This window comes from Citrobacter sp. CK185, from assembly GCF_030333565.1.
Lineage (GTDB): Bacteria > Pseudomonadota > Gammaproteobacteria > Enterobacterales > Enterobacteriaceae > Citrobacter_B > Citrobacter_B koseri.
This window is the reverse complement of sequence record NZ_JAOWFR010000026.1, coordinates 450857-475694: the sequence shown is the minus strand read 5'-3', so window position 1 is coordinate 475694 and position 24838 is coordinate 450857. Positions and strand designations below refer to the sequence as shown.

Here is a 24838-nt window from a genome sequence, read left to right as displayed (position 1 = left end):
ATGGCACTGTCTATGATAGGTGGCAATTTCAGAAAAGAGAAGATTGCTGTGGAATAGACGGTGCGGTTCCAATGCCGGGCAAGGCCGCGCGTAAATCTTCCCATAATGTATTCACTAACTCGGGAGCCTGCGCGATATCTGGCGTGTGTAGAAAAAGATACGGCGTAGAGGTCGTTTCCCACAGCGGGAGTTTCGCCAGCCAGTCGGCAAAAAATGTCTGATTTTGCACCATATTGTCGCTGCCGATGAACCTGATCAACGGATGTTTCGCGGTCACGATGGCATGGACCGGCACTTTAGGTTTTTTGCGTTGCGCTTCGCGAATGGCCTGGTTATGAGGATGCGCGGCGTGTACCGGGCGGCTGTCGAGGATCACCCGATTCACCCCGCGTTCAACCAGGCCGCGATTGAGCTGTTGTTCTTCCTCGCCTTTGGCGAAAAACACGGGATGGCGCACTTCGACGCCATAGGTGAATGCCTTTGGCAACGCGTCAAGAAAGCGCCAGAGCGCAGGGAGGTCGCGCGGTGAAAACGTCGCGGGGAGTTGCAGCCAGTACTGACCAATTCTTGCCTCCAGCGGCGACATGCGAGTAAAAAATTCCTGCACAAGATCGTCGCAGTTACGCAGCGCGGCCTGATGCGAAATCGTTGCGGGGAACTTAAAGCAGAAGCGAAAATCGTCCGTTGTTTGCGCATGCCAGCGTTCGACAATTTCTGCTTTCGGCAGCGCATACAGGGTGGTGTTGCCCTCCACACAGTTAAAGTGGCGGGCATACTCTTCAAGACTGGTGATACCCAGACGCACCCATTTAGGATGCGACCATTGCGGTAATCCGATGTAGATCATAACGCGTTAAGGATCTCCTCCACGCTGCGCACTCTGGCGATACGCGGAAAAATATGTGTCATGCTGCTTTGATGCTGTTCCGTGCTGGCGGCGCTACAGGCATCTTCGGCGATCACCAGACCAAAACCCAGCTCCCAGGCGTTACGCGCGGTGGATTCTACGCCGATATTGGTGGAGATGCCGCACAGCACGATGGTGTCGACTCCCCGGCGGCGTAATTGTAACTCAAGATCGGTGCCATAGAACGCGCCCCATTGACGCTTGGTGACTTCCAGGTCACTGTCGCCTTTACCGAGCGCCGCCGGATAACGCCACCAGTTTTCCGGCAGCGCGTTGGCTGGCGCCCGGGCATCGACGGGTTGCTTTAACGCGTCGGCATAATCGTCGGACCAGCCGACGCGAACCATCACCACCGGCGAGCCATTTGCCCTAAATTTTGCGGCCAGTTTCGCTGCGCGGGCGACAACATCGCTTGCCGCATGGGGGCCGCCAGCGAAAGGTAAGATCCCTTCCTGTAAATCAATAACGACCAGGGCAGTGGTTGCGGCGTTCAGTTCCAGCATGATGACTCCTGTAAAATAGATGATTCCGCTACACCTTAAGCGCGTTCCCGAAGGAAAGTGACGACAAATATTGTTAATTTTTGTGAGAATACGCAATAACCGCGTAGCAAACACGCGTACAGTCAGTATCGGACTTATCGTGCGGCAGAATTTCCAGTATAATAGCCGCCTTTTTTCATTCAGTTGTGACATTCAGCTAAAGCTGCGACAACGTCGCCTGTAAAGCAGGCAACAATCCGCCAGCGGCTAAGTTAAGGGATATCTCATGCGTACAGAATATTGCGGACAGCTACGTCTGTCCCACGTGGGGCAGCAGGTGACTCTGTGTGGTTGGGTCAACCGTCGTCGTGATCTTGGTAGCCTGATCTTTATCGATATGCGCGACCGCGAAGGTATCGTACAGGTCTTCTTTGATCCGGATCGTGCGGATGCGTTAAAGCTGGCTTCTGAACTGCGTAATGAGTTCTGCATCCAGGTGACCGGCACCGTGCGTGCGCGTGACGAGAAAAACGTCAACGCCGACATGGCGACGGGCGAAATCGAAGTGCTGGCGTCCGATTTGACGATCATCAACCGTGCAGATTCTCTGCCGCTTGACTCTAATCACGTCAATACCGAAGAAGCGCGTCTGAAATACCGTTATCTGGATCTGCGTCGCCCGGAAATGGCTCAACGCCTGAAAACCCGTGCCAAAATCACCAGCCTGGTGCGTCGTTTTATGGACGACCACGGCTTCCTCGACATCGAAACCCCGATGTTGACCAAAGCGACGCCGGAAGGCGCGCGTGACTACCTGGTGCCTTCGCGCGTCCATAAAGGTAAATTCTACGCGCTGCCGCAGTCTCCGCAGTTGTTCAAACAGCTGCTGATGATGTCCGGTTTTGACCGCTACTATCAGATCGTAAAATGCTTCCGTGATGAAGATTTACGTGCTGACCGTCAGCCTGAATTTACCCAGATCGACGTCGAGACCTCCTTCATGACTGCGCCGCAGGTGCGTGAAGTGATGGAAGCGCTGGTACGCCATCTGTGGCAGGAAGTGAAAGGCGTGGATCTGGGCGACTTCCCGATCATGACCTTCGCCGAAGCCGAACGCCGTTACGGTTCCGATAAACCGGACCTGCGTAACCCGATGGAGCTGGTGGACGTTGCCGACCTGCTGAAATCTGTAGAGTTCGCCGTCTTTGCCGGCCCGGCTAACGATCCGAAAGGTCGCGTAGCGGCCCTGCGCGTGCCGGGTGGCGCAAGCTTAAGCCGTAAGCAGATCGACGACTACGGCAATTTCATTAAGATCTACGGCGCGAAAGGGCTGGCTTATATTAAAGTCACCGAACGCGCGAAAGGTCTGGAAGGCATCAACAGCCCGGTAGCGAAGTTCCTTAACGCGGAAATCGTGGAAGCGATTCTGGATCGTACCGCTGCGCAAGACGGCGATATGATTTTCTTCGGCGCCGACAACAAAAAAGTGGTTGCCGATGCGCTGGGCGCGCTGCGTCTGAAAGTGGGTAAAGATCTGAACCTGACCGACGAAGCCAAATGGGCGCCGCTGTGGGTTATCGACTTCCCGATGTTTGAAGATGACGGCGAAGGCGGCCTGACGGCGATGCACCATCCGTTCACCTCACCGAAAGACCTGACCGCCGCCGAGCTGAAAGCCGCACCGGAAAACGCGGTTGCTAACGCCTACGATATGGTGATCAACGGTTATGAAGTCGGTGGTGGCTCCGTGCGTATCCACAGTGGCGACATGCAGCAGACCGTGTTTGGTATTCTGGGTATTAATGAACAGGAACAGCGCGAGAAATTCGGCTTCCTGCTGGATGCGCTGAAATACGGTACGCCGCCGCATGCGGGTCTGGCGTTTGGTCTGGACCGTCTGACTATGCTGCTGACCGGCACCGACAATATCCGTGACGTTATCGCCTTCCCGAAAACGACTGCCGCTGCCTGTCTGATGACCGAAGCGCCAAGTTTCGCGAACCCGGCAGCGCTGGCTGAGCTGGGTATTGATGTCGTTAAGAAGGCCGAGAATAACTGATATGGCATACAAACAGCCTGTCTCGGTGTTAGTCGTGATTTATGCAAAGGACACCGGGAGAGTGCTGATGTTACAGCGACGCGACGATCCTGGTTTCTGGCAGTCGGTTACCGGCAGTCTGGAAGAGGGCGAAACCGCGTCGCAAGCCGCTATGCGCGAAGTAAAGGAAGAGGTCACAATAGATGTTGCAGCAGAGCAACTGACCTTAATTGACTGTCAGCGCACGGTGGAATTTGAGATTTTTTCACATTTACGTCATCGCTACGCGCCGGGAATTGAGCGTAATACTGAATCCTGGTTTTGCCTGGCACTTCCCTCTGAACGAGAGATCGTGTTCACCGAACATCTGACCTATCGTTGGGTTAATGCGGATGAAGCCGCGCAGTTAACCAAGTCGTGGAGTAACCGGCAGGCGATTGAAGAGTTTGTAATTAACGTCGCCTGAGAAGGCGCGCTTTTTGGAGATATTATTTATGGCAGGTCATAGTAAATGGGCCAACACCAGACACCGTAAAGCAGCGCAGGATGCTAAACGCGGTAAAATTTTCACCAAAATCATTCGTGAGCTGGTGACGGCGGCCAAACTGGGCGGCGGCGACCCGGACGCTAACCCGCGTCTGCGTGCGGCAGTCGATAAAGCGCTGTCGAACAACATGACCCGCGACACGCTGAATCGTGCGATTGCGCGTGGCGTCGGCGGTGATGATGATGCGAACATGGAAACCATCATCTATGAAGGTTACGGTCCTGGCGGCACGGCTGTGATGGTTGAGTGCCTGTCTGACAACCGTAACCGTACCGTTGCGGAAGTGCGTCACGCTTTCAGCAAATGCGGCGGCAACCTGGGTACTGACGGTTCCGTGGCTTACCTGTTCAGCAAAAAAGGGGTGATCTCCTTCGAACAGGGCGACGAAGACACCATCATGGAAGCCGCGCTGGAAGCCGGTGCGGAAGACGTTGTGACCTTTGATGACGGTGCGATTGACGTCTACACCGCATGGGAAGAGATGGGCAAAGTGCGCGACGCGCTGGAAGCTGCGGGTCTGAAAGCGGACAACGCTGAAGTGTCCATGATCCCGTCCACCAAAGCGGATATGGATGCGGAAACCGCGCCGAAACTGATGCGTCTGATCGATATGCTGGAAGACTGCGACGACGTGCAGGAAGTTTACCATAACGGTGAGATCTCTGATGAGGTTGCGGCTACGTTATAATGACGTGGTTTAATTCCGTTCTAATCGGAGGCGCGTGATGTCTATTATTCTCGGTATCGACCCGGGTTCACGCGTCACGGGTTATGGCGTGATTCGTCAGGTGGGCAGGCAACTGACTTACCTGGGCAGCGGATGTATCCGTACGAAAGTGGATGATTTACCGTCTCGTCTGAAGCTGATTTATGCGGGCGTGACGGAAATCATCACCCAGTTCCAGCCGGACTATTTCGCGATTGAACAGGTGTTTATGGCGAAGAACGCGGACTCCGCGCTTAAGCTGGGTCAGGCGCGCGGCGTGGCGATTGTCGCGGCGGTAAACCAGGATCTTCCGGTGTTTGAGTATGCCGCCCGTCAGGTGAAGCAAACCGTTGTCGGGATCGGCAGCGCGGAGAAAAGCCAGGTACAGCACATGGTGCGCACGTTGCTGAAACTCCCGGCAAATCCCCAGGCGGATGCGGCGGATGCGCTGGCTATCGCCATCACCCACTGCCACGTTAGCCAGAACGCGATGCAAATGAGTGACTCGCGGCTCAATCTGGCGCGTGGGCGGCTACGATAATGACAAATGAGGCTGGATATCTATCCAGCCTTTTTTTATGATACCACTTTACTTTTTCGGCCCCAACGCAGGAGCGCAATGTGATAGGCAGACTCAGAGGCATTATTCTGGAAAAACAACCCCCGCTGGTATTACTTGAGGTGGGCGGCGTAGGCTATGAAGTCCATATGCCGATGACCTGTTTTTATGAGCTCCCGGAATCTGGAAAAGAAGCGACCGTATTCACCCATTTTGTGGTGCGTGAAGATGCGCAATTGCTGTACGGGTTTAACAATAAACAGGAGCGAACCCTGTTTAAAGAACTGATCAAAACGAACGGCGTCGGGCCGAAACTCGCGCTGGCGATCCTCTCCGGGATGTCGGCTCAGCAGTTTGTGAATGCCGTTGAGCGCGAGGAACCTGCCGCGTTGGTGAAACTGCCGGGTATTGGTAAGAAAACCGCAGAACGCCTGATCGTTGAAATGAAAGATCGCTTCAAAGGCTTGCACGGTGACCTCTTTACGCCGGCCGCCGACCTGGTGCTGACCTCTCCGGCAAGTCCGGCAACGGATGATGCGGAGCAAGAAGCGGTTGCTGCGCTGGTGGCGCTGGGCTATAAACCACAGGAAGCCAGCCGCATGGTGAGCAAAATTGCCCGCCCTGACGCCAGCAGTGAAACATTGATTCGCGAAGCACTCCGCGCCGCGTTATGAGGTAAAGGATGATAGAAGCAGATCGCCTGATTTCAGCAGGTGGAACCCAGGTGGAAGAGGTTGCCGATCGCGCCATTCGCCCGAAGTTGCTGGAAGAGTACATTGGTCAGCCTCAGGTGCGTTCGCAAATGGAGATCTTTATCCAGGCGGCAAAGCTGCGCGGCGACGCGCTCGATCACCTGCTGATCTTTGGCCCGCCGGGGCTGGGGAAAACGACGCTGGCTAACATTGTCGCCAATGAAATGGGCGTGAACCTGCGCACCACGTCTGGCCCGGTGCTGGAAAAGGCGGGCGATCTGGCGGCGATGCTGACCAACCTTGAACCTCATGATGTGCTGTTTATCGATGAGATCCACCGTTTATCACCGGTGGTGGAAGAGGTGTTGTATCCGGCGATGGAAGATTATCAGCTGGACATCATGATTGGCGAAGGGCCTGCTGCGCGTTCGATAAAAATCGATCTGCCGCCTTTTACGCTGATTGGCGCCACCACGCGAGCCGGGTCATTGACGTCGCCGCTGCGTGACCGTTTCGGTATTGTTCAGCGTCTGGAGTTTTATCAGGTGCCTGACCTGCAACACATCGTCGGGCGCAGCGCGCGGTTTATGGGGCTGGAAATGAGCGATGAAGGTGCGCTGGAGGTTGCCCGCCGCGCTCGCGGTACGCCGCGTATCGCCAACCGCCTGTTGCGTCGCGTACGTGATTTTGCCGAAGTGAAACATAACGGCGCCATCTCTGCGGATATCGCCGCTCAGGCGCTGGATATGCTGAATGTCGATGCGGAAGGGTTTGACTATATGGACCGCAAGCTGCTGCTGGCCGTAATCGATAAATTCTTTGGCGGCCCCGTCGGTCTCGATAACCTGGCCGCAGCCATTGGCGAAGAGCGTGAAACGATTGAGGACGTACTGGAACCGTATTTGATTCAGCAGGGCTTTTTGCAACGAACCCCGCGCGGGCGAATGGCGACGGTGCGGGCGTGGAATCATTTTGGAATAACGCCGCCGGAAATGCCTTAACTTATGTGCGTTAGGCCGGATGGCGGCTGCGCCTTATCCGGCCTGCCTGTGAACGTGGGCCCGGTAAGCGGAGCGCCACCGGGAAACACACGCTTAGCTCGCCTGCTTTTTCATCATGCTGAAGATAAACAGCAGCGCGGCACACAGCACCACTGACGGGCCTGCCGGTGTGTCGTAAAACGCAGAAAATGTCAGACCGCCTGTAACCGCTATCATACCCATTCCTACTGCGACACCCGCCATCTGCTCCGGGGTGCGGGCAAAGCGACGCGCCGTGGCGGCAGGAATAATCAGCAATGAGGTGATGATCAACGCGCCAACGAACTTCATCGCCACGCCGATAGTCAATGCGGTGACCAGCATCAGCAGGAGCTTAACGCGCTGTAACTTCACGCCATCGACAAAAGCCAGATCCGGGCTAATGGTCATCGACAGCAGATTACGCCACTGCCAGAAGAGGATCGCCAGCACGATAACCACGCCGATGGCGATGAAAATCAGGTCTTCCGGCGTCACGGCCAGCAGGTCGCCAAACAGATAAGCCATCAAGTCCACGCGAATGTTGGACATCAGGCTGACGACCACAAGACCTAACGACAGGGCACTGTGCGCCATAATGCCGAGAAGCGTGTCGATAGCGAGGTGAGGGCGTTTCTCCAGCCACACCAGACCGGCTGCCAGCATCAGCGTAACGGCAATCACCGCATAGAACGGGTTGATGTCCAGCAGCAACCCAAAAGCGACTCCCAGCAGCGAGGCGTGCGCCAGCGTATCGCCAAAATAGGACATTCGACGCCAGACCACGAACGAGCCCAGCGGGCCAGCGGCGCAGGCCAGCATGATCCCGGCTAACCAGCCAGGCAATAACAGTTCAATCATGAGTGTCCATTTCCCCGGCGCAGTACGATACGACCTTGTAAATCGTGGCGATGATTATGATGATGACGGTAAATTCCCAACTGTTCTGCGCCGCGCGGCCCGAACATAGAGATGAATTCAGGATGCATGGAAACGATTTCAGGGGTACCGGAGCAACAGATATGGTGATTCAGACACAGCACCTCATCCGTTTTCGCCATCACCAGGTGCAGGTCGTGCGAGACCATCAGCACCGCGCAATCCAGCTCGCGCCGCAGCTGGTCAATGAGATCGTACAGGGCGACCTGACCATTGACATCCACGCCCTGAGTCGGCTCATCCAGCACCAGCAGCTGTGGTTGATTCAGCAGCGCGCGGGCTAACAAAACGCGCTGGGTTTCACCGCCGGACAGCTTTTGCATGGGGGCGTCAATGAGGTGTCCGGCCTGAACGCGTTTCAGGGCCGGAAGAATGTCGGTTTTTTGCGTACCGGGGCGTAAGCGTAAAAAGCGGCTTACCGTCAGCGGCAGCGTGGTGTCGAGATACAGTTTTTGCGGGACGTAGCCAATACGCAGTTGCCCGTTGCGCTTGATCAGCCCTTCATCAGGCGCTACCAGCCCTAATACTACGCGTACCAGCGTAGACTTCCCGGCGCCGTTTGGGCCGAGAAGCGTCAAAATTTTTCCTGGTCTGAGTTCAAGCGACACGTCAGAAAGGACGCGGCGTTGACCGAAAGAGACCGAAACATTTTCCAGTGAAACCAAAGTCGTCATGTCAATTTTAGGCTTGCAGAAGTCATAGAATGTTATAATATCACATTTCTCACATTCATTACGATGATTAGTCGCATTATGTTACATAAAAATACGCTTCTTTTCGCAGCATTATCCGCTGCGCTATGGGGTGGTGCAACACAGGCCGCAAATGCCGCCGTTGTCGCCTCTCTCAAGCCCTTAGGTTTCATCGCTTCCGCCATTGCCGATGGCGTCACGGACACCCAGGTTTTATTGCCGGATGGGGCGTCTGAGCATGATTATTCACTGCGTCCGTCTGACGTAAAACGCTTACAGGGCGCGGACTTAGTTGTCTGGATCGGTCCTGAGATGGAAGCGTTCATGGAAAAGTCAGTAAAGAACATTCCTGACGGAAAACAGGTAACGATTGCGCAGCTCGCCGACGTGAAACCGCTACTCATGAAAGGCGCTGATGACGACGATGACGATCACGATCACGGGCATGCGCACGGTGAAAAAGGTGACGCACATCACCATCATGGTGATTACAACATGCATCTTTGGCTTTCCCCAGAGATAGCGCGGGCTTCAGCGGTTGCAATCCATGAAAAATTAGTGGAACTTATGCCGCAAAGTCGAGCCAAACTTGACGCCAACCTGAAGGATTTTGAGGCACAATTAGCCGCAACCGATAAGCAGGTAGGTAACGAGCTCGCACCGCTCAAGGGGAAAGGGTACTTCGTTTTTCATGACGCCTACGGCTACTACGAAAAACATTATGGGCTAACTCCGCTTGGTCACTTTACCGTGAACCCTGAGATTCAACCTGGTGCGCAGCGTTTACATGAAATAAGAACACAGTTGGTTGAGCAAAAAGCAACCTGCGTTTTTGCTGAGCCACAGTTCAGGCCAGCGGTCGTTGAAGCCGTTGCGAGAGGGACATCCGTTCGAATGGGAACGTTGGATCCCCTCGGAACGAACATTAAACTGGGTAAAACAAGCTATTCAGCGTTTCTGAATCAATTAGCCAACCAGTATGCGAGCTGCCTGAAAGGAGATTAATGAGGAAGTGAATACGTGCAACAGATAGCCCGCTCTGTCGCCCTGGCATTTAATAATCTGCCCCGACCCCACCGCGTTATGCTGGGGTCGCTTACTGTTCTGACACTGGCCGTCGCGGTATGGCGGCCTTACGTTTACCACCCTGACTCTGCGCCCATCGTCAAAACCATCGAACTGGAAAAGAGTGAAATTCGTTCGCTGCTGCCTGAGGCCAGCGAACCGATTGATCAGGCGGCGCAGGAAGATGAAGCGATCCCACAGGATGAGCTGGACGACAAAACGTCTGGCGAAGTGGGCGTGCATGAATATGTTGTCTCCACCGGCGATACGCTGAGCAGCATTTTGAATCAGTATGGCATTGATATGGGCGATATCAGCCGACTGGCCGCTGCGGATAAGGAACTCCGTAATCTGAAAATCGGCCAGCAGATCTCCTGGACGTTGACGCCGGACGGCGATTTGCAACGCCTGACCTGGGAAGTCTCACGCCGCGAAACGCGTACCTACGATCGTAGCGGAACGGGTTTCAAAATGAGCAGCGAAATGCAGCAGGGCGACTGGGTCAATAGCCTGATGAAAGGCGCGGTTGGCGGAAGCTTTGTCGCCAGTGCGAAAGACGCCGGTTTGACCAGCGCAGAAGTCAGCGCCGTCATTAAAGCGATGCAGTGGCAGATGGACTTCCGTAAGCTGAAAAAAGGCGATGAATTCTCTGTGTTGATGTCGCGTGAAATGCTGGATGGCAAGCGTGAACAGAGCCAGCTTCTGGGCGTGCGTCTGCGTTCAGATGGAAAAGATTATTACGCGATTCGCGCGGAAGACGGTAAGTTCTATGACCGAAACGGCACAGGGCTTGCGAAAGGATTCCTGCGCTTCCCGACGGCGAAGCAGTTCCGCATTTCGTCAAACTTTAATCCGCGTCGTCTGAACCCGGTGACCGGTCGCGTTGCGCCGCATAAAGGCGTCGATTTTGCGATGCCGCAAGGTACGCCTGTGCTGTCGGTCGGTGACGGTGAGGTCGTGGTAGCGAAACGCAGCGGCGCGGCAGGTTATTATGTCGCTATCCGTCACGGCCGTACTTACACCACGCGTTATATGCACCTGCGTAAGCTGCTGGTGAAACCTGGGCAGAAAGTGAAACGTGGCGATCGTATCGCGCTGTCAGGCAATACCGGACGTTCTACCGGGCCGCATCTGCACTATGAAGTCTGGATTAACCAGCAGGCTGTTAACCCGCTGACGGCAAAACTGCCGCGTACCGAAGGGCTGACAGGTTCTGACCGCCGTGCTTATCTGGCGCAGGTTAAAGAAGTCCTGCCGCAGTTGCGCTTCGATTAATAAATACGCTTATGGAGCCGGTACGCGATGCGTACCGGCTTTTTTATTTTGTGTGGCGCACAGCGCGCCGCTACACTATCAACAGATTTACTTTTCGTGGCATCAAACACTGGAAAAGCATGGAAACGAAAAAAAATAACATTGAGTACATCCCTGAGTTTGAGAAATCTTTTCGTCATCCACGCTATTGGGGTGCCTGGCTGGGCGTGGCCGCAATGGCGGGTATTGCATTAACGCCCGCGTCGTTTCGCGATCCTTTACTGGCGAAGCTGGGACGTTTTGCCGGACGTCTGGGGAAAAGCGCCCGGCGTCGCGCGCTGATCAACTTATCTCTGTGTTTTCCTGAGTACAGCGAAGCAGAGCGTGAAGCTATCGTCGACAGAATGTTTGCGACCGCGCCACAGGCGATGACCATGATGGCTGAGCTGGCAATTCGTGGGCCTGAAAAACTGCAAAAGCGCGTCGACTGGCAGGGGCTGGAGATCATTGATGAGCTGCGGCGGAATAATGAAAAAGTGATCTTTCTGGTGCCGCACGGGTGGGGCGTGGATATTCCCGCGATGCTGATGGCGTCCCAGGGGCAGAAAATGGCGGCGATGTTCCATAACCAGGGCAACCCGGTATTTGACTATGTCTGGAACACGGTTCGTCGTCGTTTTGGCGGTCGTCTGCATGCGCGCAATGATGGCATCAAGCCGTTTATCCAGTCTGTCCGTCAGGGCTACTGGGGATACTATCTGCCGGATCAGGATCATGGCCCGGAACACAGTGAGTTCGTTGATTTCTTCGCAACCTACAAAGCGACGCTGCCAGCCATTGGCCGGTTAATGAAGGTGTGTCGTGCTCGCGTGGTGCCGCTTTTCCCGGTTTATGATGGTAAAACGCACCGTCTGACCATCCTGGTGCGACCGCCGATGGACGATCTTCTGACTGCGGATGACCACACTATCGCCAGACGGATGAACGAAGAGGTGGAAATTTTTGTCAGACCGCATCCTGAGCAATATACCTGGATTCTGAAACTGCTCAAAACCCGCAAACCGGGTGAAATTCAGCCGTATAAGCGCAAAGAGTGGTATCCCATCAAATAAAAAAAGCCTCTCGTCAGAGAGGCTTTTTTGTTACCCGGCCTGTAAGCCTGATAAGCGAAGCGCCATCAGGCTCATCACCAACGATTACTCGACGGTCAGGATACGCGTGGTATTGGTGGAGCCGATGGTGCTCATCACGTCGCCCTGGGTCACGATAACCAGATCGCCCGAAACCAGATAGCCTTTATCGCGCAGCAGGTTAACTGCTTCGCTTGCCGCAACAACGCCGTCCGCCGCGCTGTCAAAGTGAACCGGCGTAACGCCACGGTAAAGAGAGGTCAGGTTCAGCGTGCGTTCATGGCGGGACATGGCGAAAATCGGCAGGCCGGAACTGATACGCGAAGTCATCAGCGCCGTACGACCGGATTCGGTCATGGAGATAATCGCCGTTACCCCTTTCAGGTGGTTTGCCGCATACATGGCGGACATTGCGATCGCTTCTTCAACGTTGTCGAACTGGACATCCAGACGGTGTTTAGAGACATTGATGCTCGGGATCTTTTCTGCGCCCAGGCAAACGCGCGCCATCGCCGCAACGGTTTCTGCCGGGTATTGTCCTGCCGCCGTTTCCGCCGACAGCATGACGGCGTCGGTGCCGTCCAGCACGGCGTTCGCCACGTCCATCACTTCCGCGCGGGTCGGCATTGGGTTGGTGATCATCGATTCCATCATCTGCGTGGCGGTAATCACCGCACGATTCAACTGACGAGCGCGGCGAATCAGCGCTTTTTGAATCCCGACCAATTCAGGATCGCCAATCTCAACGCCGAGGTCGCCACGCGCAACCATCACCACGTCTGATGCAAGAATAATGTCGTCCATTGCGTTCTGGTCGCAGACGGCTTCCGCGCGCTCTACTTTCGCGACGATTTTGGCGTCGCAACCTGCATCGCGCGCCAGGCGACGCGCATAATTCAGATCTTCGCCGCAGCGCGGGAAGGAGACCGCCAGATAATCCACGCCGATCTGCGCTGCGGTAACGATATCCGCTTTATCTTTCTCGGTCAGCGCTTCGGCGGAGAGACCGCCGCCCAGCTTGTTGATCCCTTTATTGTTAGAGAGCGGGCCGCCGACGGTCACTTCGGTGAAGACTTTCATGCCCTGAACTTCCAGCACTTTTAGCTGTACGCGACCATCATCAAGCAGCAGGATGTCGCCAGGCACGACGTCAGCAGGCAGGCCTTTATAATCAATACCGACTTTATCTTTGTCGCCTTCGCCTTTGCCCAGGTTGGCATCAAGAAGGAACTTATCGCCGATATTGAGGAAAACTTTGCCTTCTTTAAAGGTGGATACACGAATTTTTGGCCCCTGGAGGTCACCCAGAATCGCCACATGACGCCCCAGTTTGGCGGCAATCTCACGAACTTTATCCGCGCGCACTTTGTGATCTTCCGGCGTGCCGTGAGAGAAGTTCATACGTACGACGTTCGCGCCAGCAGCGATAATCTTTTCAAGGTTGTTATCGCGGTCAGTTGCCGGGCCTAACGTGGTAACGATTTTGGTTCTGCGAAGCCTTCTGGACATGTAATACTCCGTTGACTGAAACAACTTGGTGTTGCGTGAACATTGATCCGGTCGTTCTGAGACCTTAACGGTTAAGAATGAACGTATCCGAATGACGAAAAGGATAGAACATTGTTATTGCTTTTAGCTGTCATTACTCTTGATGAGTAATTCTTTATCAAAACGCGATTCCTTGAGCGCTTCCTTGACACGCTTCAAGTTATCTCTGAATTTTGCCCCACGACGCAAAGTAAATCCTGTTGCCAGCACATCTATCACGGTCAGTTGAGCAAGTCGAGAGATCATGGGCATATAAATGTCAGTATCTTCCGGCACATCAAGGGTAATTGCCAGCGTTGCTTCTCGTGCCAGCGGCGTTCCGGCAGAGGTTAGCGCAATCACCATCGCATCGTTTTCGCGCGCCAGCTGCGCCAATTCCACCAGACTTTTGGTTCGGCCGGTGTGGGAAATGAGCACGACCACGTCATCATCGCTACAATTCATACAACTCATACGTTGCAGGACAATGTCGTCGGAGTAGATCACCGGCACGTTGAAGCGAAAAAACTTGTTCATGGCGTCGTGCGCCACGGCCGCAGAGGAACCCAGGCCAAAAAAGGCGATTTTCTTCGCCTGGGTGAGCAAATCGACGGCACGGTTTATCGCAGATTTATCCAGCGACTGGCGAACGTGGTCCAGACTGGCCATCGCAGACTCGAAGATTTTCCCCGTATAGGACTCAACGCTGTCATCTTCATCCACATTGCGATTAACATAAGGGGTACCATTCGCCAGACTTTGTGCCAGATGCAGTTTAAAATCAGGGAAGCCGCGCGTATCCATGCTGCGGCAAAAACGGTTCACGGTAGGCTCACTGACGTTCGCTTCCTGGGCCAGCGTAGCAATACTTGAATGAATCGCGCGGTCGGGGGAGGCAACGATAACATCGGCTACTTTACGTTCTGACTTGCTCAAATGTTCCAGTTGAGACTGGATTTTTTCTAGCATATTCATGATGTAGAAAAGCTCACAGTTAATAACGATTTCAATGATGTGGGAAATCGAGATGCGATTTTGTTAGATATTACCCCTGAGCATCCGGGAAGGGGGCAAAATGGATAGAATAGTTGTTGTTTTTTTTCATTACATGATCGGTGTCTGATTTTAGCTGTCTGTTACATGTACGAAAACGACAATTTTTTTATCTGTTTTACGGCTATTTACCGCGGGAAAACCGAAGATCGCCCGAATCGCACGGGTGGATAAGCGTTTACAGTTTCGGGATTCACGTAAAAGCAGTACAGTGCATTGTAATAAAATTACAACTATACCCTGGCAAAAGCACCGGGATATTTAACTGAGGAGAATGACATGGCGGTAACGCAAACAGCCCAGGCATGTGACCTGGTCATTTTCGGCGCGAAAGGCGACCTGGCGCGCCGAAAATTGCTGCCTTCCCTGTATCAACTGGAGAAAGCCGGTCAGATTAACCCGGATACCCGTATTATCGGGGTGGGTCGCGCGGACTGGGACAAAGATGCCTATACCAAAGTGGTTCGCGAAGCGCTCGAAACCTTCATGAAAGAAAAGATTGATGAAGGCTTGTGGGATACCCTGAGCGGCCGTCTGGATTTTTGCAATCTGGACGTTAACGACACTGAGGCGTTCGGTCGCCTGGGAGCCATGCTGGATCAAAAATCGCGCACCACCATTAACTATTTTGCGATGCCGCCGAGCACCTTTGGCGCCATCTGTAAAGGTCTGGGTGAAGCGAAGCTGAACGCTAAACCGGCTCGCGTGGTAATGGAAAAACCGCTGGGTACCTCGCTGGCGACCTCGCGTGAAATCAACGATCAGGTAGGCGAGTACTTTGAAGAGTGCCAGGTTTACCGTATCGACCACTATCTGGGCAAAGAGACCGTTCTTAACCTGCTGGCGCTGCGTTTTGCCAACTCGCTGTTCGTGAATAACTGGGACAACCGTACGATTGATCATGTGGAAATTACCGTTGCGGAAGAGGTGGGCATTGAAGGTCGCTGGGGTTACTTTGACCAGGCGGGCCAGATGCGCGACATGATCCAGAACCACCTGCTGCAAATTCTGTGCATGATTGCGATGTCGCCGCCGTCCGATCTGACGGCCGACAGCATTCGCGATGAAAAAGTGAAAGTGCTGAAGTCGCTGCGCCGCATCGATCGCTCGAACGTGCGCGAGAAAACGGTTCGCGGGCAATACACCACCGGTTTTGCTCAGGGCAAAAAAGTGCCGGGCTACCTCGAAGAAGAGGGAGCGAACAAGAGCAGCAACACCGAGACCTTTGTGGCGATTCGCGTGGACATCGACAACTGGCGCTGGGCGGGCGTACCGTTCTACCTGCGCACCGGTAAACGTCTGCCGACCAAATGCTCTGAGGTTGTCGTCTACTTCAAGACGCCTGAGTTGAACCTGTTCAAAGAATCCTGGCAGGATCTGCCGCAGAACAAGCTGACCATCCGTCTGCAACCTGATGAAGGTGTGGACATCCAGGTGCTTAACAAAGTGCCGGGTCTGGATCACAAGCACAATTTGCAGATCACCAAGCTGGATCTGAGCTACTCCGAAACCTTCAATCAAACGCATCTGGCGGATGCTTACGAGCGTCTGTTGCTGGAAACCATGCGCGGTATTCAGGCGCTGTTCGTGCGTCGTGATGAAGTTGAAGAGGCCTGGAAGTGGGTGGACTCCATTACTGAAGCCTGGGAAATGGATAATGATGCGCCAAAACCGTATCAGGCGGGGACCTGGGGGCCGGTCGCTTCGGTGGCGATGATCACCCGTGATGGCCGTTCCTGGAATGAGTTTGAGTAAAATTCCATCTAGCCCATAGGTGTTATTTTACCGGTAACATGATCTAACACAGATTGTAGAACAATTTTTGCACTTTTAAGCCTCGCGTGGATTCACCCGCGGGGCTTTTTTTATTACACTGCCGGAAGTGATTTTGCCCCAGTGCGCCATATAACAAGCGATTCAGCAATATTTAACCTTACTGAAACTCTTTGTTAATCGGCGGCACAGACAAATAAATTTCAGGAGCCTCTATGAATCCAGATTTGTTACGCGTAACAAAACGTATTGCCGAACGCTCGCGTGAGACACGTTCTGCCTACCTCGCCCGTATTGAACAAGCGAGAACATCCACTGTTCATCGCTCGCAGCTGGCATGCGGTAACCTGGCGCACGGCTTTGCCGCCTGCCAGCCTGACGATAAAGCGTCACTGAAGAGCATGTTGCGTAACAATATCGGGATCATCACTTCTTACAACGACATGCTTTCCGCTCATCAGCCGTATGAGCACTATCCCGAGATCATCCGCAAAGCGCTGCATTCTGCGAATGCGGTAGGCCAGGTCGCCGGCGGCGTTCCTGCGATGTGTGATGGTGTGACGCAGGGGCAGGACGGTATGGAGCTTTCTCTGCTGAGCCGCGAAGTGATCGCAATGTCGGCGGCGGTGGGGCTGTCTCACAATATGTTTGATGGCGCGCTGTTCCTTGGCGTGTGTGACAAAATCGTCCCCGGTCTGGCGATGGCGGCGCTGTCATTTGGCCACCTGCCGTCTGTTTTCGTGCCTTCCGGCCCGATGGCAAGCGGTCTGCCTAATAAAGAAAAAGTGCGTATCCGCCAGTTATATGCGGAAGGGAAGGTCGATCGCATGGCGCTGCTGGAATCTGAGGCGGCCTCTTACCACGCGCCAGGCACCTGTACGTTCTACGGCACCGCCAACACCAACCAGATGGTGGTGGAGTTCATGGGGATGCAGTTGCCCGGCTCATCCTTTGTTCACCCGGACGCGCCGTTGCGTGAAGCGCTGACCGCTGCCGCCGCGCGCCAGGTGACGCGCCTGACCGGTAACGGCAACGAATGGATGCCGATCGGTAAGATGATTGATGAAAAAGTGGTCGTGAACGGCATTGTGGCGCTGCTGGCAACCGGCGGTTCAACCAACCACACCATGCACCTCGTCGCGATGGCGCGGGCGGCAGGCATCCTGATTAACTGGGATGACTTCTCCGATCTGTCGGAAATCGTACCGTTGATGGCGCGTCTGTATCCGAATGGCCCGGCAGATATTAACCACTTCCAGGCGGCAGGCGGCGTACCGGCACTGATGCGTGAACTGCTGAATGCGGGACTGCTGCATGAAGATGTGAATACCGTGGCGGGTTTTGGTCTGTCTCGCTATACCTTCGAACCGTGGTTGAACAACGGCGAGCTGGACTGGCGCGAAGGGGTGGCGAAATCCCTGGACAGCAGTGTGATTGCCACCTTTGATAAGCCGTTCTCCCACCACGGCGGAACGAAAGTGCTGAGCGGCAACCTTGGCCGCGCGGTCATGAAAACGTCTGCGGTGCCGGTTGAAAATCAAATTATTGAAGCGCCAGCGGTTGTTTTTGAAAGTCAGCATGATGTTTTACCGGCTTTTGAAGCGGGTCTGCTTGACCGCGATTGCGTGGTGGTTGTACGCCATCAGGGACCAAAAGCGAACGGAATGCCAGAATTACATAAACTCATGCCGCCACTTGGTGTATTATTGGACCGTTGTTTCAAAATTGCGTTGGTTACCGATGGACGGCTTTCCGGTGCTTCAGGTAAAGTGCCTTCAGCAATCCATGTAACCCCGGAAGCCTATGATGGCGGGCTGCTGGCGAAAGTACGCGATGGCGACATTATTCGTGTGAATGGACAGACAGGCGAACTGACGCTGCTGGTTGATGATGCGGAACTTGCCGCTCGCCAGCCTCACATTCCTGACCTGAGCGCATCGCGCATCGGTACAGGCCGTGAGATGTTCAGCGCGTTGCGTGAAAAACTGTCCGGCGCCGAGCAGGGCGCAACCTGTATGACGTTTTAAGACGACAAATTTTGTACTCAGGCGAGAGAAAACTCTGATGAAAAACTGGAAAACAAGTGCAGAAGCAATCCTGACCACAGGCCCGGTTGTACCGGTGATCGTGGTGAACAAACTGGAACACGCGGTGCCGATGGCAAAAGCGCTGGTTGCAGGCGGTGTGCGCGTTCTGGAAGTGACTTTACGTACCGCGTGTGCGATGGATGCCATCCGCGCTATCGCGAAAGAAGTGCCGGAAGCGATCATCGGTGCGGGTACGGTTCTGAACGCGCAACAGCTGGCGGAAGTGACGGAAGCGGGCGCGCAGTTTGCTATCAGCCCGGGCCTGACGGAGCCTCTGCTGAAAGCGGCGACCGAAGGCACCATTCCGCTGATTCCAGGTATCAGCACTGTTTCCGAACTGATGCTGGGTATGGACTACGGCCTGAAAGAGTTCAAATTCTTCCCGGCGGAAGCTAACGGCGGCACCAAAGCGTTGCAGGCGATCGCAGGTCCGTTCTCTCAGGTACGCTTCTGCCCGACTGGCGGTATCTCTCCGGCGAACTACCGTGACTACCTGGCGCTGAAAAGCGTTCTGTGTATCGGGGGTTCCTGGCTGGTTCCGGCTGACGCGCTGGAAGCGGGGGACTACGATCGCATCACGAAACTGGCTCGCGAAGCGGTAGAAGGCGCGAAACAGTAAGCCCAAATGCCCGGTGGCGCCGACGCTTACCGGGTCTACGTTTTATAGGGCTGTAGGCCGGATAAGCGCAGCGCCATCCGGCATTTTTTTACCCCGCGACGTTCACCTGCGCCGCCGCGTGTTTTGCACGCTCAACGGCTTCTTCGACGCGTTCCGCTGTCGCCAGCGCGACGCCTAACCGGCGGGTTCCGTCGATGTCCGGCTTGCCGAAGAACCGCACCTGTAAACCCGCTCCGACGGCCGCTTGTACATTATCAAACGTTACATTCTGGCTGGTGAGCGTCGGTAAAATAACGGCGGACGCGGCAGGACCATACTGACGAATTTCGCCCACGGGCAGGCCGAGGAAAGCGCGAACGTGCAGGGCAAACTCTGACAGATCTTGCGAAATCAACGTCACCATGCCGGTATCATGCGGTCGTGGGGAGACTTCGCTGAAGACTACCTCATCGCCGCAGACAAAAAGCTCGACGCCAAATAACCCATAGCCGCCTAACGCCAGAACAACCTTGCGGGCGATCTCCTGCGCGCGCACCAGCGCCAGATCGCTCATCTGCTGCGGTTGCCAGGATTCACGATAATCGCCGTCTTCCTGACGATGGCCGACAGGGGCACAAAAATGGACGCCATCTATGGCGCTGACGGTCAGCAGAGTGATTTCAAAATCGAATTTAACCACGCCTTCGACAATCACGCGCCCTGCGCCAGCGCGGCCGCCCTGCTGGGCATATCCCCATGCCTGCGACAGTTGGTCGGCGCTGCGGATGAAACTCTGTCCTTTACCGGAAGAACTCATCACCGGCTTCACGATGCAAGGAAAACCGATCTCCGCCACCGCCTCGCGAAAGCGTTCTTCGCTGTCGGCAAAACGGAAAGAAGAGGTCGGCAACGCCAGCTCTTCTGCCGCCAGACGACGGATGCCTTCACGGTTCATCGTCAGTTGCGTCGCCCGGGCGCAAGGCACCACATTCAGTCCTTCCTGCTCCAGTTCTACCAGCATGTCCGTCGCGATAGCTTCAATTTCCGGCACAATGAAATGCGGCTTTTCGCGTTCAACCACGCGGCGCAGCGCTTCGCCATCCAGCATATTGATGACGTGTGAGCGGTGGGCGACGTGCATCGCTGGCGCATCCGGGTAGCGATCCACCGCGATAACTTCCACACCCAGGCGTTGGCATTCGATCGCCACTTCTTTTCCCAGTTCTCCTGAACCCAATAACATTACGCGCGTAGCCGCCGGACGCAGCGCGGTGCCTAATAACGTCATAAAATATATCCCCTGATTTAACTGGGCGCAGTATATACGAAAACGTTTGCGTCTGTCTTTATTGCCAGGTTGATTTCATTACTGAAAAGTAATATACTGTACATAATTACAGGTTATTGAGAGGCTGCAAAAATGGCGGTTGAAGTTAAATACGTGGTCATTCGGGAAGGTGAGGAAAAAATGTCGTTTACCAGCAAAAAGGACGCCGATGCGTATGACAAAATGCTTGATACGGCAGACCTGCTCGACACATGGCTTGAGCAGTCTCCGGTAGCGATGGAAGACGAACAGCGCGAAGCGCTTTCTCTGTGGCTGGCTGAACAAAAAGACGTATTGAGCACGATCCTGAAAACCGGCAAATTGCCGTCGCCGCAGGTGGTTAAAAGCGATGCGACGGCGGAGGATGACACGCAAGCAGCCTGAGTCTGACTTGCGCTCCTGACGTTTTGTACCATGCTTTTTCCTGAATCATTGTGCTATGCCCGTGGATTTCGCGTTGCAAACATGCAGCCTGAAAGACGAAGGAGATATAAGGAGAAAAAGTATGAATAAAAAAAGAGGAGCGCTGTTGAGCCTGCTGTTGTTGTCCGTCAGCGTATCGGTCTTCGCTGCCGATACGGCCAGCAAATCGGTGAAATTCCCGACCTGTGAAGGGCTGAACGCTGATGGGATCGCCGCCAGCGTGAAGCGCGATTATCAGCAAAATCGTATCGTACGTTGGGCTGATGACCAAAAAAAGGTCGGACAGGCGAATCCGGTGGTGTGGGTCAACACTCAGGATATTACCGGCAAAGAGGGTAACTGGACGGTTCCTCTGACTGTTCGCGGGAAAAGTGCCGATCTTCATTATCTGGTAAAGGTTGATTGCAAAGCCGGAACCGCGGAATACCAGCCCCGCTAATGGCAAATTTGCGCATCTTTTGCTGAATTAGACACTTCCTGACATCCCCTCAAGTACGCTTTGACGATTCATCGTTTGTATTTGAGGGGTAAAATGGCTAACTGGCTAAACCAATTACAATCTCTTCTCGGGCAAAACGGAGCCTCTGCATCTTCTTCAGGCGAACAAGGGCTGAGTAAACTGCTGGTTCCCGGCGCGTTAGGCGGTCTGGCCGGTTTACTGGTCGCCAATAAATCTTCCCGTAAGTTACTGACTAAATATGGCACCAGCGCCCTGTTGGTTGGCGGCGGCGCGGTGGCAGGCACCGTCTTATGGAACAAATACAAAGAGAGGGTTCGTGCTGCGCATCAGGATGAGCCGCAATTCGGCGCGCAGAGTACGCCGCTGGACCAACGAACCGAGCGGTTGATCCTCGCCCTGGTGTTTGCGGCGAAAAGCGACGGGCATATCGATAGCCAGGAGCGTGCAGCCATCGAACGTCAGTTGCGTGAAGCCGGGGTGGAGGAGCAGGGACGTGTGCTTATCGAACAGGCGATTGAACAGCCGCTCGATCCGCAGCGTCTGGCGCAAGGCATCCGTAATGAGGAAGAGGCGCTGGAAATCTACTTCCTGAGCTGTGCCGCCATTGATATCGACCATTTTATGGAACGCAGTTATCTGAATGCGTTGGGCGATGCGCTGAAAATTCCTCAGGATGTGCGGGACGGCATCGAGCAGGATCTGCAACAGCAAAAGCAGGCTCTGCCAGGCTAACGTAATCCCCTGCATAGCATGTTTCGCTTGCATCGTGCGTGACTTTTGCCACCCTTATAGGGTGTTTAAAGACAAAAGAACAAAGACATGCTACCAAAAGCCACCCGTATTCCGCACACCATGACGCTGCATGGCGACACCCGCGTCGATAACTATTATTGGCTGCGAGACGACTCCCGATCGCAGCCTGATGTCCTTGACTATCTGCATCAGGAAAACGCCTATGGACATCAGGTCATGGCGTCACAGCAGGCGTTACAGGATCGCGTGCTGAAAGAGATTATCGATCGCATTCCGCCCAGAGATGTTTCCGCACCTTACGTCAAAAATGGTTATCGCTACCGGCAGATTTATGAGCCAGGGTGTGAATATGCTATTTACCAACGCCAGCCGGCGCGAAGTGAAGAGTCGGATGCGTGGGATTTATTGCTGGATGCGAATCAGCGAGCGGCCCACAGCGAGTTTTATACCCTCGGTGGAATGGCCATTACGCCGGACAACACCATCATGGCGCTGGCGGAAGATTATCTTTCCCGTCGTCAGTATGGGCTGCGTTTTCGTAATCTTGAAAGCGGTAACTGGTACCCGGAACTGCTGGATAACGTAGCGCCAGAGTTTGTCTGGGCGAATGATTCGCTGACGCTTTACTACGTGCGTAAACACGGCACCACGTTGCTGCCTTACCAGGTATGGCGTCATACCGTGGGTACGCCGGCCACGCAGGATCAACTGGTCTATGAAGAAAAGGACGACGCTTTTTACGTCAGTTTGCACAAAACCACCTCTCAGCATTATGTGGTGATCCATCTCGCCAGTGCGACCACCAGTGAAGTGCTGTTGCTGGATGCTGAACTGGCCGATGCGGAACCCTTCTCGTTTTTACCACGGCGTAAAGATCATGAATACAGTCTCGATCATTACCAGCATAAGTTTTATCTGCGTTCCAATCGCCACGGAAAAAACTTTGGTCTGTATCGTAGCCGGGTACGTGATGAAAATGCCTGGGAAGAGCTGATTGCGCCGCGCGAGAGCATCATGCTGGAAGGGTTTACCCTTTTTACCGACTGGCTGGTGGTGGAAGAACGCCAGCGTGGTTTGACCAGCCTGCGGCAGATTAACCGTAAAACGCGTGAAGTTACGGGGATTGCGTTCGACGATCCGGCCTACGTCACCTGGCTTGCCTATAACCCTGAACCGGAAACGTCCCGCTTACGTTATGGTTATTCATCGATGACGACGCCGGACACCTTGTTTGAGCTGGACATGGATACCGGCGAGCGGCGCGTGCTCAAACAAACGGATGTGCCGGGATTTGACGCTGCGAATTATCAGAGCGAGCACCTGTGGATTGTCGCCCGGGATGGTGTAGAGGTTCCGGTTTCGCTGGTTTACCATCGAAAACATTTCCGCAAGGGGCAAAATCCGCTGCTTGTCTACGGCTACGGTTCCTATGGCGCCAGCATGGATGCCGATTTCAGCAGCAGTCGGTTAAGTTTGCTGGATCGCGGATTTGTTTACGCCATCATGCATGTTCGCGGCGGCGGTGAGTTAGGTCATCAGTGGTATGAAGACGGTAAGTTTCTGAAAAAGAAAAATACGTTTAATGACTATCTTGATGCCTGCGACGCGTTGCTGAAACTGGGCTACGGCTCGCCTTCATTTTGCTATGGCATGGGCGGCAGCGCGGGCGGCATGTTGATGGGCGTCGCGATTAACGAACGTCCTGAACTTTTTCATGGCGTCATCGCGCAGGTGCCGTTTGTTGACGTCCTGACGACAATGCTTGATGAGTCTATCCCTTTAACCACGGGAGAGTTCGAAGAGTGGGGAAATCCGCAGGATGCGGAATACTACGCGTATATGAAAAGCTACAGTCCGTACGACAACGTCACCGCGCAGGACTATCCGCATCTTCTGGTTACCACCGGGTTACATGATTCGCAGGTGCAATACTGGGAGCCCGCCAAATGGGTCGCTAAACTGCGCGAACTGAAAACGGATGACCACCTGCTGTTGCTGTGTACGGATATGGATTCCGGGCATGGCGGGAAGTCCGGGCGTTTTAAAGCGTATGAGGGAGTGGCGATGGAATTCGCTTTTCTGATTGGTCTCGCTCAGGGCACGTTGCCAGGGCAGGCAGGCGCTCAGGCGTCGCTCAGATAGTGTTTAAGCGTTAAACGCAGCTCCGGGCTCATGTTGTCAAGGTTATTAAACAACCAGCGCAGATAGCCCGGATCGCGCTCGGCGACTTCAGAAACGGCTTTGCCGCGATATTTGCCAAACGTAAATGTCGTTAACAGGGCCGGGCGTCCGGTAATGTCGACCATTTGTTCCGCCGTCCAGCCTGACGTGTTCATAATATCGATCAGCAATGCCGCCGTGATATAGCAGTCATACAATGCGCGGTGATGATGAAGGCCGGGCGGTGTTTGCACGCTTAGCTTACGGGATTTGTAGAGCGCCATGTTGCTGTATTTGATCCCCGGCCATAACCGGCGCGACAGCTTCATGGTACAAATCCACTCTCCCGGCATCTCTGGCAGCACACGCCGGTCGAAACTGGCGTTATGCGCGACATACCATTCGCTTCCGTGATAGAGCGGAATGATATCTTCGATCCAGGGTTTATCGGCAACCATCGATTCACTGATACGGTGAATCGCCATCGCCTGCGGGCTGATGGGGCGGTCAGGACGAACCAGATGGCTCATTGGATTGACAATTCTCCCCGCCACCACATCGACAGAGGCAATCTCAACAATCCCGCCCTGTAGTCCGCAGGTTTCCGTATCTATAACTCGCAACATGGGGTGCTCCCGACCGAAAAC

The 24838-nt window shown here is 54.4% G+C and carries 24 protein-coding genes; 16 read left to right on the top strand and 8 right to left on the bottom strand.

Annotated elements, in window-relative coordinates; all coding sequences use genetic code 11:
• Window positions 1-28: 28 nt before the first annotated feature.
• Together OGV79_RS16955 and OGV79_RS16950 are read right to left on the bottom strand one after the other, a co-directional pair.
• Window positions 29-847, bottom strand: coding sequence for a DUF72 domain-containing protein (locus OGV79_RS16955; protein WP_115181536.1), 819 nt, complete (start codon window positions 845-847; stop codon window positions 29-31).
• Entirely contained in the window at window positions 844-1410 is a 567-nt protein-coding gene (locus OGV79_RS16950) for a hydrolase (protein WP_012131991.1), read from the bottom strand. The genes OGV79_RS16955 and OGV79_RS16950 overlap by 4 nt, the downstream gene beginning before the upstream one ends.
• Before the next feature lie 265 nt (window positions 1411-1675).
• On the opposite strand from OGV79_RS16950, the gene aspS reads away from it, so the two are divergent.
• From aspS to ruvB, 6 genes are all read left to right on the top strand, one after another.
• Window positions 1676-3448 carry an aspartate--tRNA ligase gene (gene aspS / locus OGV79_RS16945; protein WP_012131992.1) on the top strand — a complete coding sequence of 591 codons (1773 nt, stop codon included), beginning with the start codon at window positions 1676-1678 and terminating at the stop codon, window positions 3446-3448.
• Between the two features lies 1 nt (window position 3449).
• The gene (gene nudB / locus OGV79_RS16940) at window positions 3450-3893 is read left to right on the top strand and encodes a dihydroneopterin triphosphate diphosphatase (protein WP_286468736.1); all 444 of its coding nucleotides are present in this window, start codon (window positions 3450-3452) and stop codon (window positions 3891-3893) included.
• Window positions 3894-3921: 28 nt separating this feature from the next.
• Entirely contained in the window at window positions 3922-4662 is a 741-nt protein-coding gene (locus tag OGV79_RS16935; protein ID WP_012131994.1) for a YebC/PmpR family DNA-binding transcriptional regulator, read from the top strand.
• A gap of 37 nt (window positions 4663-4699) precedes the next feature.
• Entirely contained in the window at window positions 4700-5221 is a 522-nt protein-coding gene (gene ruvC, locus OGV79_RS16930) for a crossover junction endodeoxyribonuclease RuvC (protein ID WP_012131995.1), read from the top strand.
• A gap of 80 nt (window positions 5222-5301) precedes the next feature.
• Window positions 5302-5913 (top strand): Holliday junction branch migration protein RuvA, encoded by a 612-nt coding sequence (ruvA, locus tag OGV79_RS16925; protein ID WP_012131997.1) that lies wholly within the window; start codon window positions 5302-5304, stop codon window positions 5911-5913.
• Between the two features lie 8 nt (window positions 5914-5921).
• Window positions 5922-6932, top strand: a complete 1011-nt coding sequence (gene ruvB / locus OGV79_RS16920) for a Holliday junction branch migration DNA helicase RuvB (RefSeq protein WP_012131998.1) — start codon at window positions 5922-5924, stop codon at window positions 6930-6932.
• Window positions 6933-7025: 93 nt separating this feature from the next.
• On the opposite strand, the gene znuB is transcribed toward ruvB, so the two are convergent.
• Both znuB and znuC read right to left on the bottom strand, forming a co-directional pair.
• Window positions 7026-7811 (bottom strand): zinc ABC transporter permease subunit ZnuB, encoded by a 786-nt coding sequence (gene znuB / locus OGV79_RS16915; RefSeq protein WP_012132001.1) that lies wholly within the window; start codon window positions 7809-7811, stop codon window positions 7026-7028.
• A complete protein-coding gene (gene znuC, locus OGV79_RS16910; RefSeq protein ID WP_012132002.1) occupies window positions 7808-8563 on the bottom strand; it encodes a zinc ABC transporter ATP-binding protein ZnuC in 756 nt (251 codons plus the stop codon). Before znuC ends, znuB begins: the two co-directional genes overlap by 4 nt.
• Window positions 8564-8641: 78 nt before the next feature.
• On the opposite strand from znuC, the gene znuA reads away from it, so the two are divergent.
• From znuA to lpxM, 3 genes are all read left to right on the top strand, one after another.
• Window positions 8642-9586 carry a zinc ABC transporter substrate-binding protein ZnuA gene (gene znuA, locus OGV79_RS16905; RefSeq protein WP_047463184.1) on the top strand — a complete coding sequence of 315 codons (945 nt, stop codon included), beginning with the start codon at window positions 8642-8644 and terminating at the stop codon, window positions 9584-9586.
• A gap of 15 nt (window positions 9587-9601) precedes the next feature.
• A complete protein-coding gene (gene mepM / locus OGV79_RS16900; RefSeq protein WP_049008838.1) occupies window positions 9602-10921 on the top strand; it encodes a murein DD-endopeptidase MepM in 1320 nt (439 codons plus the stop codon).
• A 119-nt stretch (window positions 10922-11040) separates the two neighbouring features.
• Window positions 11041-12012 carry a lauroyl-Kdo(2)-lipid IV(A) myristoyltransferase gene (gene lpxM / locus OGV79_RS16895; RefSeq protein WP_058669451.1) on the top strand — a complete coding sequence of 324 codons (972 nt, stop codon included), beginning with the start codon at window positions 11041-11043 and terminating at the stop codon, window positions 12010-12012.
• 84 nt (window positions 12013-12096) lie between these two features.
• Here the strand turns inward: lpxM and pyk are convergent, their stop codons facing one another.
• Entirely contained in the window at window positions 12097-13539 is a 1443-nt protein-coding gene (gene pyk, locus OGV79_RS16890; RefSeq protein ID WP_012132007.1) for a pyruvate kinase, read from the bottom strand.
• A 123-nt stretch (window positions 13540-13662) separates the two neighbouring features.
• Window positions 13663-14532 carry a DNA-binding transcriptional regulator HexR gene (gene hexR, locus OGV79_RS16885; RefSeq protein ID WP_012132008.1) on the bottom strand — a complete coding sequence of 290 codons (870 nt, stop codon included), beginning with the start codon at window positions 14530-14532 and terminating at the stop codon, window positions 13663-13665.
• Between the two features lie 357 nt (window positions 14533-14889).
• On the opposite strand from hexR, the gene zwf reads away from it, so the two are divergent.
• From zwf to kdgA, 3 genes are all read left to right on the top strand, one after another.
• Entirely contained in the window at window positions 14890-16365 is a 1476-nt protein-coding gene (gene zwf, locus OGV79_RS16880) for a glucose-6-phosphate dehydrogenase (protein WP_012132010.1), read from the top strand.
• A gap of 233 nt (window positions 16366-16598) precedes the next feature.
• The gene (gene edd, locus OGV79_RS16875) at window positions 16599-18410 is read left to right on the top strand and encodes a phosphogluconate dehydratase (RefSeq protein ID WP_286468735.1); all 1812 of its coding nucleotides are present in this window, start codon (window positions 16599-16601) and stop codon (window positions 18408-18410) included.
• 37 nt (window positions 18411-18447) lie between these two features.
• Entirely contained in the window at window positions 18448-19089 is a 642-nt protein-coding gene (gene kdgA, locus OGV79_RS16870; RefSeq protein WP_012132013.1) for a bifunctional 4-hydroxy-2-oxoglutarate aldolase/2-dehydro-3-deoxy-phosphogluconate aldolase, read from the top strand.
• Window positions 19090-19177: 88 nt separating this feature from the next.
• Here the strand turns inward: kdgA and purT are convergent, their stop codons facing one another.
• On the bottom strand, window positions 19178-20356 hold the full coding sequence (gene purT / locus OGV79_RS16865; protein ID WP_286468734.1) for a formate-dependent phosphoribosylglycinamide formyltransferase: 1179 nt from the start codon (window positions 20354-20356) through the stop codon (window positions 19178-19180).
• A 132-nt stretch (window positions 20357-20488) separates the two neighbouring features.
• On the opposite strand from purT, the gene yebG reads away from it, so the two are divergent.
• The 4 genes from yebG to ptrB all read left to right on the top strand — a co-directional run bounded on the left by yebG (window position 20489) and on the right by ptrB (window position 24173).
• A complete protein-coding gene (gene yebG, locus OGV79_RS16860) occupies window positions 20489-20779 on the top strand; it encodes a DNA damage-inducible protein YebG (RefSeq protein WP_058669278.1) in 291 nt (96 codons plus the stop codon).
• Between the two features lie 121 nt (window positions 20780-20900).
• On the top strand, window positions 20901-21257 hold the full coding sequence (gene yebF / locus OGV79_RS16855; RefSeq protein WP_275375076.1) for a protein YebF: 357 nt from the start codon (window positions 20901-20903) through the stop codon (window positions 21255-21257).
• Between the two features lie 93 nt (window positions 21258-21350).
• Window positions 21351-22010, top strand: a complete 660-nt coding sequence (locus tag OGV79_RS16850) for a tellurite resistance TerB family protein (protein ID WP_058669276.1) — start codon at window positions 21351-21353, stop codon at window positions 22008-22010.
• An 87-nt stretch (window positions 22011-22097) separates the two neighbouring features.
• Window positions 22098-24173: an oligopeptidase B gene (gene ptrB, locus OGV79_RS16845; RefSeq protein WP_286468733.1), complete on the top strand. Its 2076-nt coding sequence runs from the start codon at window positions 22098-22100 to the stop codon at window positions 24171-24173.
• Here ptrB and exoX read toward each other — a convergent pair.
• On the bottom strand, window positions 24155-24817 hold the full coding sequence (gene exoX / locus OGV79_RS16840) for an exodeoxyribonuclease X (protein WP_012132019.1): 663 nt from the start codon (window positions 24815-24817) through the stop codon (window positions 24155-24157). The two genes, ptrB and exoX, sit on opposite strands and share 19 nt — an antisense overlap.
• Between the last annotated feature and the right edge of the window lie 21 nt (window positions 24818-24838).

Bases quoted from the DNA above. Each gene is read 5' to 3' on its own strand.
- OGV79_RS16955 (WP_115181536.1), bottom strand. From the start codon at position 847: ATGATCTACATCGGATTACCGCAATGGTCGCATCCTAAATGGGTGCGT.
- OGV79_RS16950 (WP_012131991.1), bottom strand. From the start codon at position 1,410: ATGCTGGAACTGAACGCCGCAACCACTGCCCTGGTCGTTATTGATTTA.
- aspS (WP_012131992.1), top strand. From the start codon at position 1,676: ATGCGTACAGAATATTGCGGACAGCTACGTCTGTCCCACGTGGGGCAG.
- nudB (WP_286468736.1), top strand. From the start codon at position 3,450: ATGGCATACAAACAGCCTGTCTCGGTGTTAGTCGTGATTTATGCAAAG.
- OGV79_RS16935 (WP_012131994.1), top strand. From the start codon at position 3,922: ATGGCAGGTCATAGTAAATGGGCCAACACCAGACACCGTAAAGCAGCG.
- ruvC (WP_012131995.1), top strand. From the start codon at position 4,700: ATGTCTATTATTCTCGGTATCGACCCGGGTTCACGCGTCACGGGTTAT.
- ruvB (WP_012131998.1), top strand. From the start codon at position 5,922: ATGATAGAAGCAGATCGCCTGATTTCAGCAGGTGGAACCCAGGTGGAA.
- znuB (WP_012132001.1), bottom strand. From the start codon at position 7,811: ATGATTGAACTGTTATTGCCTGGCTGGTTAGCCGGGATCATGCTGGCC.
- znuC (WP_012132002.1), bottom strand. From the start codon at position 8,563: ATGACGACTTTGGTTTCACTGGAAAATGTTTCGGTCTCTTTCGGTCAA.
- znuA (WP_047463184.1), top strand. From the start codon at position 8,642: ATGTTACATAAAAATACGCTTCTTTTCGCAGCATTATCCGCTGCGCTA.
- lpxM (WP_058669451.1), top strand. From the start codon at position 11,041: ATGGAAACGAAAAAAAATAACATTGAGTACATCCCTGAGTTTGAGAAA.
- pyk (WP_012132007.1), bottom strand. From the start codon at position 13,539: ATGTCCAGAAGGCTTCGCAGAACCAAAATCGTTACCACGTTAGGCCCG.
- hexR (WP_012132008.1), bottom strand. From the start codon at position 14,532: ATGAATATGCTAGAAAAAATCCAGTCTCAACTGGAACATTTGAGCAAG.
- zwf (WP_012132010.1), top strand. From the start codon at position 14,890: ATGGCGGTAACGCAAACAGCCCAGGCATGTGACCTGGTCATTTTCGGC.
- edd (WP_286468735.1), top strand. From the start codon at position 16,599: ATGAATCCAGATTTGTTACGCGTAACAAAACGTATTGCCGAACGCTCG.
- kdgA (WP_012132013.1), top strand. From the start codon at position 18,448: ATGAAAAACTGGAAAACAAGTGCAGAAGCAATCCTGACCACAGGCCCG.
- purT (WP_286468734.1), bottom strand. From the start codon at position 20,356: ATGACGTTATTAGGCACCGCGCTGCGTCCGGCGGCTACGCGCGTAATG.
- yebG (WP_058669278.1), top strand. From the start codon at position 20,489: ATGGCGGTTGAAGTTAAATACGTGGTCATTCGGGAAGGTGAGGAAAAA.
- yebF (WP_275375076.1), top strand. From the start codon at position 20,901: ATGAATAAAAAAAGAGGAGCGCTGTTGAGCCTGCTGTTGTTGTCCGTC.
- OGV79_RS16850 (WP_058669276.1), top strand. From the start codon at position 21,351: ATGGCTAACTGGCTAAACCAATTACAATCTCTTCTCGGGCAAAACGGA.
- ptrB (WP_286468733.1), top strand. From the start codon at position 22,098: ATGCTACCAAAAGCCACCCGTATTCCGCACACCATGACGCTGCATGGC.
- exoX (WP_012132019.1), bottom strand. From the start codon at position 24,817: ATGTTGCGAGTTATAGATACGGAAACCTGCGGACTACAGGGCGGGATT.